14 protein-coding genes are annotated in these 17,031 nt (G+C 31.4%); 12 read left to right on the top strand and 2 right to left on the bottom strand.

From position 1 onward, the window contains the following. The first annotated feature begins 37 nt into the window (after nt 1-37). The 12 genes from V7Q02_RS07165 to V7Q02_RS07110 all read left to right on the top strand — a co-directional run bounded on the left by V7Q02_RS07165 (nt 38) and on the right by V7Q02_RS07110 (nt 15,812). A complete protein-coding gene (locus V7Q02_RS07165) occupies nt 38-1,276 on the top strand; it encodes a DUF445 domain-containing protein (RefSeq protein ID WP_333860321.1) in 1,239 nt (412 codons plus the stop codon). Between the two features lie 35 nt (nt 1,277-1,311). Continuing rightward, complete coding sequence (locus V7Q02_RS07160; protein WP_333860320.1) at nt 1,312-2,646, top strand: DUF445 domain-containing protein; 1,335 nt, start codon at nt 1,312-1,314, stop codon at nt 2,644-2,646. A gap of 107 nt (nt 2,647-2,753) precedes the next feature. Next, nucleotides 2,754-4,319 carry an Hsp70 family protein gene (locus V7Q02_RS07155; RefSeq protein ID WP_333860319.1) on the top strand — a complete coding sequence of 522 codons (1,566 nt, stop codon included), beginning with the start codon at nt 2,754-2,756 and terminating at the stop codon, nt 4,317-4,319. 21 nt (nt 4,320-4,340) lie between these two features. Continuing rightward, nucleotides 4,341-5,909, top strand: a complete 1,569-nt coding sequence (locus V7Q02_RS07150; RefSeq protein ID WP_333860318.1) for an Hsp70 family protein — start codon at nt 4,341-4,343, stop codon at nt 5,907-5,909. Nucleotides 5,910-5,973: 64 nt separating this feature from the next. Next, nucleotides 5,974-7,464, top strand: coding sequence for an Hsp70 family protein (locus V7Q02_RS07145; protein ID WP_333860317.1), 1,491 nt, complete (start codon nt 5,974-5,976; stop codon nt 7,462-7,464). Between the two features lie 33 nt (nt 7,465-7,497). Further along, nucleotides 7,498-9,324, top strand: a complete 1,827-nt coding sequence (locus V7Q02_RS07140) for an Hsp70 family protein (RefSeq protein ID WP_333860316.1) — start codon at nt 7,498-7,500, stop codon at nt 9,322-9,324. Nucleotides 9,325-9,347: 23 nt separating this feature from the next. Then, complete coding sequence (locus V7Q02_RS07135) at nt 9,348-10,616, top strand: MotA/TolQ/ExbB proton channel family protein (protein ID WP_333860315.1); 1,269 nt, start codon at nt 9,348-9,350, stop codon at nt 10,614-10,616. Between the two features lie 27 nt (nt 10,617-10,643). After that, complete coding sequence (locus tag V7Q02_RS07130) at nt 10,644-11,363, top strand: OmpA family protein (protein ID WP_333860314.1); 720 nt, start codon at nt 10,644-10,646, stop codon at nt 11,361-11,363. Between the two features lie 35 nt (nt 11,364-11,398). Then, entirely contained in the window at nt 11,399-12,652 is a 1,254-nt protein-coding gene (locus tag V7Q02_RS07125) for a DUF6273 domain-containing protein (protein WP_333860313.1), read from the top strand. A 127-nt stretch (nt 12,653-12,779) separates the two neighbouring features. After that, complete coding sequence (locus V7Q02_RS07120) at nt 12,780-14,807, top strand: cell wall-binding repeat-containing protein (protein ID WP_333860312.1); 2,028 nt, start codon at nt 12,780-12,782, stop codon at nt 14,805-14,807. 138 nt (nt 14,808-14,945) lie between these two features. Beyond that, nucleotides 14,946-15,209 carry a methyl-accepting chemotaxis protein gene (locus V7Q02_RS07115; RefSeq protein WP_333860311.1) on the top strand — a complete coding sequence of 88 codons (264 nt, stop codon included), beginning with the start codon at nt 14,946-14,948 and terminating at the stop codon, nt 15,207-15,209. A 144-nt stretch (nt 15,210-15,353) separates the two neighbouring features. Then, on the top strand, nt 15,354-15,812 hold the full coding sequence (locus V7Q02_RS07110) for a putative ABC transporter permease (RefSeq protein WP_333860310.1): 459 nt from the start codon (nt 15,354-15,356) through the stop codon (nt 15,810-15,812). Nucleotides 15,813-15,956: 144 nt separating this feature from the next. Here V7Q02_RS07110 and V7Q02_RS07105 read toward each other — a convergent pair whose 3' ends face one another. Next, the gene (locus V7Q02_RS07105) at nt 15,957-16,394 is read right to left on the bottom strand and encodes a hypothetical protein (RefSeq protein ID WP_333860309.1); all 438 of its coding nucleotides are present in this window, start codon (nt 16,392-16,394) and stop codon (nt 15,957-15,959) included. Nucleotides 16,395-16,403: 9 nt separating this feature from the next. Next, nucleotides 16,404-16,952 (bottom strand): LytTR family DNA-binding domain-containing protein, encoded by a 549-nt coding sequence (locus V7Q02_RS07100; protein ID WP_333860308.1) that lies wholly within the window; start codon nt 16,950-16,952, stop codon nt 16,404-16,406. Nucleotides 16,953-17,031: the final 79 nt, after the last annotated feature.

Genomic DNA, 17,031 nt, shown 5'->3' with positions numbered 1-17,031 from the left:
GAAGTAATAGGCAGCGTCTGGATAAAACTATAAAGCTATGAAAGTGGGTTATTGTAAGATGAATCGCTATAAAGCAACAATAATATTGATTATAGTCACCCTTGGATATTTAATAACACATCCATTTTGTAAAACTTTTTGGGGTGGATTGATAAGTAATGCTTTTTGTGCTTCTATGATTGGAGGCTTTGCAGATTGGTATGGTATTACTGCGCTGTTTAGGAAACCTCTTGGCATTCCTTTTAAAACAGAGATAATACCTAAAAACAGAGAAAAAATACTTAATGGTCTGGTTAGTATGGTTACAGAGGAGCTATTATCCAAGGATTATTTAAAAAATTTTTTATCAGAATATGATACCTCCAAACTTATTTTGAAATTTTTATCTGAATGCAATGGGGATAAGGATATTAAAAAGGTAGTAGAGTTAATAATAGAAGAAAGCTTAATTGGAAATAATTCAGGGGATTTTCACAGTTCAAATTTATTTATGGATAGATTAATGGAATTTAATTTATGGAAAGCCCTGAGTTCTTCACTGCAGGTTTCTCTTGCAAAAGGTTACGGAGATAAATTTATTAATTTTATAATTGAAGAAATACAAGCAATTATGAAGACGGAAAAGGTAAGCAAAATGCTGGAGAAACTTGTTGACAAAACAAAGGCCTCCTATGAAAAAGGCACTAGAAGAAGGGCAATAGCAAATACAGTGGTATTAGATTTTATACTTAATTTATCTCCAGATAAAATTGCTGTGATAATTCAAAAAGAAACGGTTCAATACTTGAGTAATATGAAAAATGTGGATAATCAGGAGAGAGTTAAATTTAAGAAGTGGATTGCAGCTAAACTGGATAGCATAATTTATGATGAAAGCATTAAGGAAAAATTTGAAAATTTTAAAATGAATAGATTCAAAGATATAAGTGTTGATAATTATAAAGAGGAACAATTTGAAGAAAGTAAAATAATAAAAGGTATTACTAGTAAAATAGAAGATGAGATTCATAATTTTATCTATAAACTTGAAGATAATGAGGATATGCGAAAAAAAGTAGATAGTTGTCTAAAGAAAATATTGAATAAAATTATCGATGATTTTCATGACAATATAGATAAGATTATAAGAGAAAATTTAGATAAATATTCAAATGACATGCTGATAGAATTAATTGAGTCAAAGGCGGGAAACGATCTTCAGCTGATTAGAATCAATGGTTCTGTAGTGGGTGGTCTGGTAGGAATTTTGTTTTTTCTTTTAAATAATGTGTTTTGAATGTTTTTTGTATGTCTTAAAATGGGAGAAATAAAATGAAAAACAAGAAAATAGCAGATATGCTTTTAATAATTTTATTTATTGCTTTTTGTATAAGCATTATTATGAAAATACATTTTCATAATAATTTTTATGTGAGAATGATAGGCTTTGTCATAGAAGCGGCCTTAGTGGGAGGAATTGCTGACTGGTTTGCTGTAACTGCACTTTTTAAAAAGCCTCTGGGGTTTTCATGGCATACTGCTGTGATACCTAGGAATAGAGTTAAAGTGGTGGAACAAATAGCCAGTGTGGTAGAAAATGAACTTTTAAGCAAGAAAATATTAAAAGAAAAAATAGATAAATTAAATGTTACTGAAGGTATAATTAAGTTTATTGACAGTAGTATTAAAAATAAAACCGCTTTTTACAATCAGTCAAAAGATCTGATAGAACATATTATAGGAAAGGTTGACTCCAGTAGTTTGGCATCATTTGTTGAAAAAAATTTTAGAGGTAAATTGAGACAGTTTAATTTATCTCTATGGATTGCCCATGGGCTTGAGTTTGCCTTGGAAGATAAACATTGCAAAGTAATATTTAAGTCCATGGTGGAAGAATTGATTTTAAAAATAGATGATGAAAAAGTTAATAAAGAAATCAGTAAAATTATAGATAAGATTATGAAAGATAATGTAAATAAGATAAAAGGATTCAAAAAAATTCTTATGGAATTTGCTTTGGGGGTTGGAAAAGGAACTAATACTATAAATGTAGATGATATTGCTTCTTCAATTCAGGAACAGATAATAGAAATGCTTTATGGATTAAAGGATGAAAATCAATCGACCTATGTTGAATTTTTAAATAAAATTGAAATTTTAATAGGAAAACTTAAATGTGATGAAGAATTAATAAATAGCATTGAAAAATGGAAACAAAAAACTATAGAAAAAATTGAAGTACAACATGAATTGGAAAAAATAATAACAGGTATTTCTTATGTTTTAAAAAATGAATATGATGAAAAAATTGAATCCCATGTCAGTGATATAATGCCTTTAATTGAATGGGTAAAAGATGAACTTTATAATTACTGGAATAATGTTAAAAGTGACGGTAAGTTCAAAGATACAGTAAATGGGTATATAAAAGAATTGATTTATCATATGGTTAAGTCAAGCTATGGTGTTATTGGAATTATTATAAAAAAGGTGCTAAATAACATGACAGATGAATCGTTGAATGATTTTATTCAGTTAAAGGCGGGCAATGAGTTAAATTGGATACGTATTAATGGCTGTATAACTGGAGCAGTGTTTGGCCTTATAGTATTTATTTTTATAAATCAGGTATATATGCCTTTGGTTACAAAAATATTTCATTTATAATGTTTTTCACAAAGTATACGTTAAGTATAAACATGACAATATAGTCCTTAACAGTTTGTTATTGATAATATTGTCATTATTTTTCTAGTAGGAGGGGGATATTGAATATGTCAGTAGTTGTAGGTATTGATTTAGGTACTACCAATTCAGTTATTTCTTGTGTGAAAAGAGGAAAGGTGGAGACTATACTTTTAGATGGGAAAAATACTTTTCCTTCTGTAGTATCAGTTAACAATGGCAGAATTATTACAGGGTATCCAGCAAAAGCAAAGCTTGTAATGGATCCTTTAAATACAGTAGGTTCCACAAAGAGGGATATGGGAAAAGATATTACTTATGTTATAGGAAAACAAAGAATGACTCCCCAGGATATAGCCTGTGAAATATTAAAGGCCATAAAGGAAAAAGCGGAGTTTACTCTGGGAGATGAAATTACCCAGGCAGTGATAACTACACCGGCATATTTTACATCAGAACAGAGGAAAGCAACAAAAAATGCGGCCAGGAAAGCAGGGTTTGACGTGCTCAGGTTAATGGCAGAACCTTCTGCTGCGGCAGTAAGTTATGGCATAAATCAAAATAGAGATCAGATTATAATGGTATATGACTTAGGAGGAGGAACCTTTGATGTCTCCATAATGAAAGTAAAGGGAAATAAATTTGAAGCCATTGCCCTTGATGGGGATTCAAAACTTGGGGGAGATGATTTCGATGAAAAAATATGCAGTGTTTTATACAATAGAATAAAAGAAGATACTGAAATTAATATTGAAGCCAGCAAGGAAAGGGAACATATGGCTGCAAGACAAAAAATAAAAGAGGCTGCTGAAAATGCAAAAATAGAACTGTCTTCAAAAGAAAATACGTCAATTATAATACCTAATATTTTAAGGGATTATCATTTGGATTATGAATTGTCAAGGGAGGAATATTACCATTTGATAGAACCACTTATTGGTAAAACCATAGAAAAAGTAAAAAGTGTATTAAAAGATGCCAATATGACCGCAGAAGATATTGACAGGTTAATTTTAGTTGGAGGAGCTACCAAGACTCCAATAATTAGAGAGATCCTGAAAAAAGAAGTGAGAGATCCCTTTACTGCCCCTAATGTAGATGAAGTAGTGTCAAATGGAGCTGCTATACTGGCTTTAAGCCTTTCTGATTCTATAGCCAGTGAAGAGAGTAGTACTGTTACAGATATATTTCAGGATGATTTTATATTGGATGAGAAGGTGAATTTTACTTATGGAGTAGCTCTTTTAAATAATGAAAACATACTGGAATTTTGTCCTGTTGTTTATAAAAATACCCTATTGCCCTGCAGGGCAGGTATTATTGCCTATACCGTGGAGGAGTATCAAAAAACCGTTACATTCAGGGTTTTTAGAGGAGAGCATAAGAAATTGGAGGAGGATGAAGAAATAGGACAATTAAAAATTTCTATTACAAGACCTCAAAAAGAAGAAGTGGCAGTAGGGGCCATTTTTGAGATGGATGATGATAATATAATCCACTTTACTGGAGTAGAATTGATGGAAAATAGTGATACAATACCTATTATACGTAGTGCTTATGAGAATAGGGGGGAACTTAACTTAAATTTAGTTGAGAAGTTAATTAGAAGTGAAAAAATCAAGTGTAAAAAAATTGATATAAATGCCAGATTATAATTTTGAGGGAGGGAAGTAAAAGTGGCAGGACTGGAAATAAAGTATAGTAAATACAAGTTAGGAATAGATTTGGGTACTTCAACTTCAGTGGTTTCAGTATACCAAAATGGCAAAACTAGGGTTCTTAAAGTAAATGGAAAAGAGTGTATGCCCTCTGTAGTATCATTTATTGACAAGAATACAAAACTTGTAGGAGAAGAGGCCAAGGGGAGAGCTATGATTGATCCTTCCAATACTGTAAGTTCTATTAAAAGACATATGGGGGAAGAAGGATATAAACTTTCTATTTTTGAAGAAGACTATAGTTCAGAACAGATAGCCTCTGAAATACTTTCAAAACTTGTGGAGACAGCCTATGAACAGAAAGATTTTGAACCGGAGGGAAGTTTATCTGATGTGGTAATATGTGTACCGGCAAATTTTACAGATAATGCAAAAGTAGCCACTAGGAAGGCGGCGGAAATGGCAGGTCTGAATGTACTGGCTCTTTTGGAAGAACCCATAGCTGCAGCTATTATGTATGGGGCAGATTCAAATAGGGATCAAAATGTTTTGGTATATGACTTGGGAGGGGGAACCTTTGATGTCTGTGTACTTAAGGTTCAAACCAAGAAAAATAATATGGATAAGGATAAATATGAAATTTTGTCTAAAGAAGGGATATCAAAACTTGGAGGAGACGATTTTGATAGAAGTATCATGGAAATTATAAATGAGGATTTTAAACTTAAAAATAAGGGTATTGATCTTCTCGACATGGAAAAAGATCAAGGTATCAGCAAGAAAAAAATGAAGGCTGCAGTGCAGAAACTGAAGGAAATTGCGGAAAGTGTAAAAATTGAATTGAGTTTTAAAAATAGTGCTAGTGTACTCTTTCCTAATATAATACAGACAGGAGAAGGGGAACTTTTGCACCTAGACATGGAAATTACAAGAGATACTTTTGAACAAGCTATTTCTCCGCTCATTGATAAAACCTATGAAACTGTAAAAACAGCACTTCAGGGTGCAAAACTTTCCATAGATGATATTGATAAAGTAATACTAGTGGGAGGATCTTCTTTAGTGCCTTTAGTGAAAAATAAGATTAAAGAAATCTTTAAAGTAGAGCCCTATAGCGATTTTAACCCGGTTACTATAGTAGCAGAAGGGGCGGCAATATTTGCAGCTTCTATGGGAACCCCTTATGAGGGAGATGTGTTTAATATTGTAACTTATAATCTGGGCATTATGACAGAGGGTATGGAATTTTCAAATATAATAGAAAAAGGTACTGAAATTCCTAAAAAAGGTTCTGTAATCAGGGAAAAAGAATATAAAACTCAAAAGGATGAACAGACAGAAGTTATTATATATGTATATCAGTCTTCAGAGGATATAGCTTTTATAAATGAAAAAGATGATGAAGGCAGGGAAAAGGCTTTATTTATAGGAGAGTTCAAATTAAGCAATATTCCTCCTGCACCAAAGGGAAAACAGAGAATAACTGTCAAGTTTGAAGTGAATGAAGAAAATATTGTAAAGGTAACTGCCACTGCTTTAGGCACGGATTCCAAGGAAGAAATAATTTTAAATGTAGTTAAGAAGTAAGAAATTTAGGATTGTTTGTTGTACTTTTTATCTATTTAACATTTAATGGAGGGGGGATAATTACATGCCTTATGACAGCCAAAATAGACCAGTGATTGGAATTGACCTTGGAACAACTTTCAGTTCTATTTCATTTTGGACGGGACAGGGGGTTCAAACATATTCTCCAAGAGGGAGCAATATGTTCCAATCAGTAGTTTACTTTGATGAAAGAAGCAAGGAGTTTATTTATGACAGGGTGGCCTTTAATAGTGGAATTTTTGAACCTTCAAATGTTTGTATTGGTGTAAAGCGGTTAATGGATAATAAAGATATAAAAATAAGGTTTGGGGATAGACAATTCTCTCCTATAGATATTTCTGCAATGATATTGAAATATGTATATAAAAGTGTACAGGATATGTTTCCAGAGGGAGTATATAACGCCTCTGGAGTCGTAGTTACTGTGCCTTATTATTTTAAAGCCAATCAACTGGAAAATACTTCACAGGCAGCTAAGAAAGCAGGATTGAATCTTGTGGGCATGATTCAGGAACCTATAGCTGCCGCTCTGGCCTATGGGTGTCTTCACAGTGGCGATAACATAAAAAGAGAAGAGACTATACTTGTTTTTGACTTGGGAGGAGGAACCTTTGATCTGACAATTTTTAAAGTGAAAGAAGATAGTGAAAATGTGGTTTTTGAAGTACTTGGAATTGGAGGAGATGACAGACTAGGTGGCATGGATTTTGACAAAGCTTTTTTAAAACATATCATAAAGGCTGAGGGTATTGATTTTAAGTCAGAAGTTAATGAAAGATTGAGAAAAAGGGGCAAACAGTCACTTATGGCAGAAGCTATAAAAGCTAAAGAAACACTAAGTTTTACGGATAATGCTTATATGGCAGTTTTAAATGTTATACCAGGAGTGAATGTAGATAGAAATTTTACGAGAGATGAGTTTGAGGAAGTTATAGAAAGCTACTATGAGAGGATAAAGAATATAGTTAAAAATACAATAAACAAGGCAAATATAACACCAGAGGCTATAAGTAAAGTTATCAAAGTAGGAGGCTCCAGTAAAATTCCTATGTTTGACAATTTATTGAATGATATAGTTGGAAAAGACAAAATCTACTCAGATGTTGACCCAAGTTTATGTGTCTCTCAAGGGGCAGCTATATATGCAGCATACCTTACAGGTAATTTAAATACCAGAAAAAAAATAACTATTATTCCTGTTACTGCACATTCTTTAGGAATTGAGGATGCAAAGGGTAAATTTATAGTTCTCATTCATGAAAATAGAAAAACTCCTGCTAGAAGAACTCTCACTTTTTATACGGATCAGGATAATTGTACGGATATAGATGTACAGGTTTATCAAGGCAGTTGCAGAGTTGCAAAGGAAAATGCCCATGTAGGTACAGTACATGTTTCAGGCCTTATTCCCGCACCTAAGCGTACTCTTGAGATAAATATAACTTTTGAAGTAAAGGAAAACCAAATTGTTATTGTAACTGTGGAGCAGAGGGAAAGCAAAATAAAAAAAACAGAAGTTTTAAAGTTATATTAAAATTTAAAGTTATAAGTGAAGGGGATGTAAGTTTTGTATCATGATTATCAGCATCATCTGATTATAGGCATTGATTTTGGAACCATATACAACTCTGTGTCCAAATGGAATGGAAAAAAGGCAGAGATATATGGCAAAATGGGGGAATATATAGTGCCTTCTGCAGTTTGTTTCAATGAGGGAAGATTTCATGTGGGGAATGCTGCATTGGCAAAAGAAGCATTTTATCCTGAAAACTGTATTTCAGGAATTAAAGGAATCATAGCCTGTGGAAAGAAAGCTGTATTCTTGGGGAATAAAGAATTTTCCTTAAGAGATATATGTTCTGTAATTTTTAAATATATTTATAATAATATCAAAACTACTGTGCCAGAAGATAAATTTAAATGTGAAGGAGCTGTTATCTCAGTACCTTGTTACTTTGATAATGAAAAGCGTAATATCATAAAAGAGGGTGCAAAGCTTGCTGGTATTGAATTTGTTGGAATTATTGAAGAGCCTGTGGCAGCAGCCCTGGCCTATGGTATGTATCTGCGTAAAAATAAAAAAAGAGAAGAAAATGTACTTGTGTTTGATTTAGGGGGAGGAAGTTTTCAAGTAGCTGTTATAAAGGTATTAGAGAAAAAAGATGAAATTCAGTTCAATGTGTTGGCTTCAGAGGGAAATGGAAGATTAGGAGGACTGGATTTTGATGAAGAACTTTATAATTATATAGTGAAAAAGGAAAGTCTTGATTTCAGTAATTATGAATATAAAACTGCTAATCTATGCAGAAAAAATTTAATGGAAGAGATAGTTAAGGCAAAGGAACTACTTTCCTATGATAGTGAGATAGCATATATAAAGATATATAATGTGCCTCCGGGGGAATTTTTAGATACAACCCTCACACTAGAAGAATTGAATAAATGTATTGAACATCATATAGAGATGATAAAAAATATTATGGAAAAGGTTATTGTTTTATCGGGAATTTCTGTGAGACACATTCATAAGATAATCAAGGCAGGGGGTTCCAGTAAAATTAAAGCAGTAGACAGTGTTATAAAGGATGTGCTGGGAGAAATAGAAACATGTCAATATATGGACTACAAGGAAGTTGTATCAAATGGGGCGGCTATTTATGCTGCTTATAAAACAAAGAATTTGTTACTGGATAAGCCCATTTCCATTTTAAAAGATTCAATGAAAAAATCTCTTTATTTTATATGGATGATTGATTGTTCGGGATCTATGAGTATTCATAATAGACTTAATTATGTAAAAGAAGGAATGATGGGTGCTGTATCACAAATAGAAGAAAAGTGCAGTTTGCATGATATTATTGTGAACTTTGGAGTTATAAAATTTGCTGATACTGCCGCATGGAGCGTAGAAGTAGGGGGAAAAATAAATGATAGTATTTATGGGGACATAAATCCAGGAGGAATAACTTCTCTTGGCAGTGCAATTAATATGCTTTCCAGTAAACTAACTGAGATTAAACTGGATTATAAAACTTTAACCCCTATAATATTTTTGATAACTGATGGAATGCCTACAGATAACTATGAGGAATCAGTGGAGGGATTACTGGCCCACTCTATTGGAAAAAGTGCTTATAAGGAGGTTATTGCATTAGGCAGGGATGTGTGTGAAGAGTATATGTGTAAATTTATTGATGATGCATGGAGAAAACCTAAGAGAGTATTACAAAAAGAACATATAGTTGAAAGCATATGTTCTCAGGCGTTAAACAGTGTAGAATATGTAAATGGTAAATTTATAGGAAAATATAGTGAGCATGGGAAATTTCAAGAAGGATTTTCAGAGAAGAAAATAAAAGGAGGACTTTTCCTTAAAACATCTGAAAATAAGTAACAGACTTCAAGGGAGGAATTTTAATGGCAGGTCTAGCTAATTTTATAAAGGGCATATTCAGTAGTGATGTTAGTACTGTAATTTTTTTTATAGAAGTTATAATGTTTTCAGTTGATATAATTCTATATAGCATAGTTTATAGAGGACTGAAAAATATAGACGAAGGTATATGCAAAAAATCTTTTTTTGGAGTAGAAGATATAGTAGAGGGATATAGTGTTATGGTAAATAGAGCAGAGTATATAAATACCAGATCCTATATAGAAGCTTACTTTTCAGATTATAGATATTTATCACATAACAGATTATTCAACAAGTTAAATATTCCTGTAGTAAATATTATAAGTGTAATTCATATGACCATATCCCTGTTTATTCTCATGGGGGTTCTGGGGACATTTACGGGTCTTACCATATCTTTAAATTCTATTAGAACAGGAGAGTTTACTGTAGATAACATAAGTCCCATATTATCAGGCATGGGGGTTGCTTTTTATGCCAGTATAGTGGGCATTGCATTTTCGTTGATACTCACATTTATTACAAGAGTATTTGATGCTGAACAGCTGCTTATGAATATTATGGTAAAGCTTGAGGATTACATGGACAATAATCTGCGTAAAAATAATTTTAATGAATTCTTTGGAAAGATGGAGACAGCAATTAAAAAATTATCTGATTCCAATGATAAAACTATAAATGAATTTGGAAAAGCCTCCAGAGAAATTATAAGTAAGTCTTTAGAAACCATGAAAAAGGTTTATGAATTTGTGGAAAAGCTTTCTGATTTTCCACAGGAATTTGAAAAATCTATGGAATACATGACAGCTTTTAATAGAAAGTTAAAGGAATCTGTAGAAGGATTTGATTTGATTTTTAAAGGTTTCGGTAAACTTGCAGGTACTTTCAATAAAAGTATAAATAGTTTAGAAAAAAAATTTGACATTTTAGATGATTGTGTCAGGGATATTAATAAAGGTCAAAAAAAGGTGGAAAGAAGTTATATAGACTTATGTGAAAGGATAGATAACTTAATCTATGATTTTCGTGCTTCCCTTGATAAGTTAGGAAATTATGAGAAAGGATTTTTAGAAGAAATTGAGAGTTTTTATGAGGATATAAAAATTAAATATTATGAATTTAAAACATATATGGTAGCTTATAATGAACAAAAAAGTGAAGTATTTGGACAGATATACAAGGACATGAAAGAGTACCAGAGCAAGCATGACGCAATTTTAAATAATATAGCTGACAAGATAGAGTATTTTAGTGAAGCTTATAAAAAGTAACCATAGAATATGGAGGGAAATAATTTGATGTTTGGCAGGTATAGCAGAATAATAAAAACTCCAAAGGATGATGGAAATATATGGCGTATATTTACAGATCTTTTAAGCACTGTATTATTATTTATATTATTATTTTTCATCTATACCAATGCTGTAAAACACATCCAGTTGGATAAGCAGCAGGAACAATTGAAAAATCTCAGGCTTCAGGTGGAAAAAATAATAGGGGTAAGACAAAGTATTATTGAGGATATAAGAAAATCTTTTCAAAGTGCGGGACTGGATATCAATATAGATAAGAATACAGGAGATATTGTGTTTAGCAGTGATGTGCTTTTTCAATTCAACAAGGCAGATATAAGACCGGAATTCAAAGAAAGTCTTGATAAATTTATACCTCAATATGTAAGCGTACTCACTTCACCTAAGTATATAAGCTCAGTTTCGGAAATAGTTATTGAAGGACATACTGATAATATAGGTGACTATAATTATAATATGGATTTATCACAAAAAAGGGCAAACAGCATAGTAAACTATATATTAAATAATAACTTTAAAAATTTGGACAGTTACAACAAGGAAATTTTAAGGAATATTATTACTGCAAATGGAAGATCTAAAAGTCAAACCATTAAAAATTCTGATGGAAGCATAAATCAAGAAAAATCACGAAGAGTAATATTTAAATTCAGATTAAAAGATGAGGAGTCCATTAAACAAATAGATAGTATTCTCTCAAAATAATTTTGATATGCTCTTAGGTAAGAGGTGAATCTTGAATGAAAAAAGACGTGGAAATAGTATTGAAAAATTTAATTGAAGAGTATGGTATGGAACTTTGCAGCAATAAAATAAAGCTTCTGGGGTTGTTAATGGATTTATGTAGCCGGAATGAGAAAGAAGTTAGAATTTTAATTAAGCTTTTGGATACAGAGGTTATGTGTGGAATTTTAAAGGGCGCTAAAAAAGAGATACATAAAAATGATTGTGACCAATTAGTAAATGAGTTACATAATTATCATGGTTTTACAAAAGAAGAGGTTTTATGGGCCTTGGAAACCTGGCTTAAATCCATAAATTTTCAATACTCTAAGGCTGTAGAAGATAATTATTTATTGAAATTGAAAAAAGATAGAAAGATTAAGCCTAGAATAACTATAAATATAAAATATGCTTTTATTTGTTTGATTATTGGAATAATTGTTTTTTGTGCAGGAATTTTTTTTATACCAAATAGAACTACAAATCAGCACTTGTCAATAAATATAGGAGATTATATTGAATTTGGAAAATATAATGGCACACCCATATTGTGGAGGGTAATAAACAAAGATATGAACGGATATATGCTTTTCTCAGAAAAAATAATCTGCTTTAAAGCTTTTGATACCAGTGGAGATAAAACAGAGGACAGAGTGGATGAGGATAGGATAGGTTTTGGAAGTAATCATTGGGGGAACTCCGTCCTAAGGCAGTGGCTTAATTCCTGTGATAAAGAAGTAAACTATACAAGTCAATTGCCAGATAAGGATCATGTATCCTGTAATTTTTATGATAAACAACCGGGATTTTTATATAATTTTACCTATAAGGAGAGAAATAGTATAAAAGAAATAACCCATAAGTGTATATTGGCTGCTGTGGATAGAGAGGTAATGGATGGAGGACTAGAATTATATAAATACAATACAGAACTTGAAAATTGCATATCAAATTATGATTCCAGCTATTATGAAAATGTTACGGATAAGGTTTTTTTACTTTCCACAAAAGAATTAAAAAGCTTTGTTTACGATAGAACAGGGCAGTATGAAAAAAGTTCCCTGAGAGATAATAGTATTTCTTGGTACTGGCTGCGTACTCCTTCAGCAGAGTATTCCGATATTGTACGGGCTGTGGGAGAAGGTGGCATATATGGTGATAATGCAAATGACGGTACAGGTGGAGTAGCACCTGGTCTATATTTAAAAAGTGAAATAACTCCAATTGAAGGTGAGGGCACTTCCAATAGTCCTTATAGGATTATAAAGTAATCTTTAAGCATTTATTTTATGTTTTTAATGGTGACTTTGCCATTATTTTTGCATTGAGTTGTACTATTTCTTAAAGTACAATTTTTGTATATAATTTAAATATTTTTTAATAATTGGAGGTTTTTTAGTGAAGATAAAGAAGATACTGGTATTTTTAATTACATTTATTATCACTGCAGCACCTGTTACATTTAATACTAAGGCTGCTTCTTCCATTTCACGAAGAGAAGCACAGGAACGAGCTTATGAAATGGCTTATATTACATGGAAATATGATAAAAGTTTAAATGGCAATACTACGGATTATATAGAGTTACCGGCATATTTAAAAGATAAAACTATCTCGGAGGAAGTAGGTATACCATATAATTATGGGGGATCTGACAGCATTGGAAGGAGTTCTAACAGGCTGTGGAGTAATTTTTTGGATGCTCTTACCAAAAGAGCAGTTGCAGGAAATATAAAATTTCAGGGAGGTTATAAAGGGGAAACTGCAGGTATAGATGCTGCAAGCTTCATTCAAGATTCCCTTGAGATTCCAGGTACAAAACTTACCACAAACAGTATAGTCAAGTATCTAACTGCCATAGATTTCAATAGTTTAACGAATATGGACATACTTTTATCTAAGGGCAGGCACATAGCTTTCTTTCAATCCTGGGTTTATAATGATCTAGGAGAAATAGTAGGGGCAACCACCCTTGAAGCTACTATTGACAATGATGATAATACAGGACAAAAGGTTAAGGAATACTATAGATCTAAAGACTATATAACCAATAATTTTAAGCCTTACAGATATAGTTATATAAATAATGATTATATAGAAAATAATGCACTTAATCCCAAACTTGAAGCTCCTCTATACGGACAAGCTATTGACAGAAATGGGAATAATATTACTCTTAAATGGAATTTTCATAGTGAAAACAGTGGACAGTATCAAACTTCCTATAGAATCAGATTTTACAGCGGGGATTTAAATAGTATTTCTGATTCGTCAGGAGCACTGGTTAAACAAGTTTATGAAGACTCTCAGTCTAAAGAAGTAAATATAAATTTTAATGATATGCCGGAGGGAAGCTATTATTTTATCTTAGAAGTTAAAAGTAATAAAGGTTACTGGAGTAGTCCTATAACAGCTCCTTTTCAGTTTACAGGAGATACCGAAAAATTTCCTTCCAAAATAAACAGGATTGTAAGGTATGGTGGAAATAACAGATATGAAACTTCAAAGATAATAGCGGAAAACCAGTTTAAAAATTTTAGCTTAGAAAATATAGTTATAACAAATGGTAATGATTTTGCAGATGGCCTGGCTGGAGTTACTCTAGCTAGAAAACTTAATTCTCCTCTGCTTCTTGTGGACAATAATCCCTCAGATGAAGGAAGTCAAATTACGCTTCAGTATATAATGAAAAATGTTAATAGAGACGCAAAAATATATTTGCTGGGAGGAGAAGGGGTTTTAAGTAACTCTTACGCAGAATATCTAGTAAAAAATGGTTATTTTAAAAGTAATATAGTGAGGATTGGAGGCTCCAACAGACTTGAAACTAGTGTTGATATTGCCAAAGAGATTAATATTTCAAAAAATAGTCCTGTTATAATAGCTAGCGATTCCTCCTTTGCAGATGCACTGAGTATATCATCCAAGGCAGCTTCGGAACGCATACCTATTCTGTTGACTTCTAAGGATGAATTAAGTCAGGAAGTTATAGATTATATGGAAGATGTAAAACCCTCCAAAGTGTATATATTAGGAGAAACTGGAGTTATTTCAAAAAACGTAGAAGATAGTATTGGTAAAATTACTAATTTAGATAATGATAAAGTCATCAGGCTGGGTGGAGAAAATAGATATATAACTTGTGAGAAGATAAATAAATATTTTTATGGAAATCAGTGGACAAAGGTCTATTTGGCTAATGGAGAAGATTTTGCTGATTCATTAAGTGGAAGTGCAGCCGCTGCAGTAAACAGTGGCTCACCTTTAATTTTGGTATCAGAGTCATCCTATGGTACAGCAGGAAAAATAATAAAAAATCTTTCAAGAGATAAAAAAATCACACTTAATGTATTTGGGGGAGATAAAGTAATAACGGAATATCTTATTTCCAAGATAAATAATGCAGCGGTGAGTTTGGAAGAATAGATTTATGAGGGGTAGTTGGGAAGCTACCCCCTTTAATATTTATTCATAAAACTTTCATAAACAATACAATTATTTATAAAAATTTTTATTTTTCAGAACGAAAGATAAAGTATTAAAGGATTAAAATCTATGGAAACTATGTATGATAAAACCTCTAAAGGAAGTGAAGCTGTAAATCATGTATCACAGATTGTTATGGATATGAATTCAGCAGTTTCAGAAATAGGCCTAATAAAAAATACCATAAATGATATATCAGAACAGACTAATTTGCTTGCATTGAATGCTGCTATAGAATCTTCCAGGGCTGGTGAGGCAGGAAGAGGTTTTGTAGTAGTATCAGATGCTATGAAGAAGGTGTTGAATGAAATGAACAGGTTTAATATATCAAGTGATTCTTAAGGTTAGTTGTAAGAAAGATATTTATTTATCTGGATTTTAAATAATAAATATATTTCTGACATAAAAAGTTGTTTTGGTGTATAAATTAACCATAATGAAGAGATATTTATGAATTTTAGACCAAAATGATATGGAGGATGTATTATGACATACAATTATAAAAATGTAAAAAAGGATTTAATTCTCATACTTATAATGGGAAGCATTTACATGGTCTTGGAGGGAATATGGCGGGGATGGACACATATATCCATGCTTGTAGTAGGTGGAGTATCAGCTTTTTTTATTGGGAGGTTAAATGAAGGAACTATTTTTTCTAATCGTAGAATGTGGGAACAATGTTTAATAGGTACTCTTATAATTTTAATATTAGAATTTGTTTCAGGAGTAATTTTAAATATATGGCTTCAACTTGGAATATGGGATTATTCAAATACATGGGGGAATGTTTTAGGACAGATATGTATTCCCTATGCTTTAATATGGTTTTTCTTAGTCCCATTTAACATATATGTAGATGATTATTTAAGGTATAAGTTTTTCGGAGAAAAAAAACCAGAGAACCTTATAAAAAATTACAAACAGTTATTTTTCATAAGGTAATAAAATTTGTAACTATTTATGAAAAGGATGAATATAATATATGGAAAGCAATTTAAACTTAATGAGAATATAAAGTATAATAAACTTTTAGATAAAAAGCCCTGATTTATATCAGGACTTTTATCGTGTAACACCTTTTTTGTATCATTTAGGATATTTTTTTAGTTGTTGTTTTTTATTTTTTAATTTTAAATTGAAATCCAAATATTTTCTATAGGAGTAGTAACAGAAACCCATTCCGAGGAGTTCTGCCGATATTAAGATTAATGATAGCTGTAGTATGGAAATAATTTTATTTTTAGTGAAGTAATAATAGCAGGTGGGTATACAACAGATAACTCCTATTATTATGAATACTGATATAAAAGCCAGTTTAGTATCTTTTTGTTTTATATAATATATATATATAAAAGTAGATTTAGAAATTGTCCCGATAACACCTCCAATTATTAAAGATATTATTAAAGTGGCTATAGCTTCACCATTTATATTTGCAGCGGTTATTTGAACCATTCCCACAAATAATCCTATAAGTACAGATATTGATAAATTAAATAAAAAGTCCTTTAAATGCTCTTTCATACTCTCACCTCAAAATCCCAGAAATCTTTTGAAATCATTTAAATATTTTCGTGTAACATAAATTTCTTCATCTATATCCATGATTTTTAATATAAGTTTACTGTTAAACCATGAAATAATTCGATCCACTTTTTCTATATTTACAATAAAACATTTGCTTACTCTTATGAATTCCTTATTCTCCAGCTTCTTTTCCAGTTCATAGAGTTTTTCTTTTACTTTGTATTTTTTATCTTTTGTTCTGCAAAATACATTATTACCCATGGCTTCGAAATAATAAATATTATTATAAATTATTACTTTAAGTTCATCTTCCTGGCATCTTGCTGTTATTATATTTTTAACGTCTTCTTTACTGCGTATATTGTTGTCTAAATAATCAATTAAAAGGTTTAAAGTGGGAATATCAAAATATATGCCTATTTTCCCCGGTTCCAGGTGAAATCCTTTTTCAATAATGCATATTTTTGAATCTTTATTAATTGTTATTTTACGATTGGCAAGAACTTCTTCCAATATTTTTTTTATATTTTCCGAACAAATTAAATCCATATCCATATAAAATCCTCTTTTAATTCTAAGGTTAGTGTAAAGTTTTTTTACACTATTTTTATAAATTTTCTTTATATATCAAGGG

The sequence above is a fragment of the Clostridium sp. genome (assembly GCF_036781005.1).
GTDB lineage: Bacteria > Bacillota > Clostridia > Clostridiales > Clostridiaceae > Clostridium_B.
This window is presented reverse-complemented; position numbering and strand designations above follow the sequence as displayed.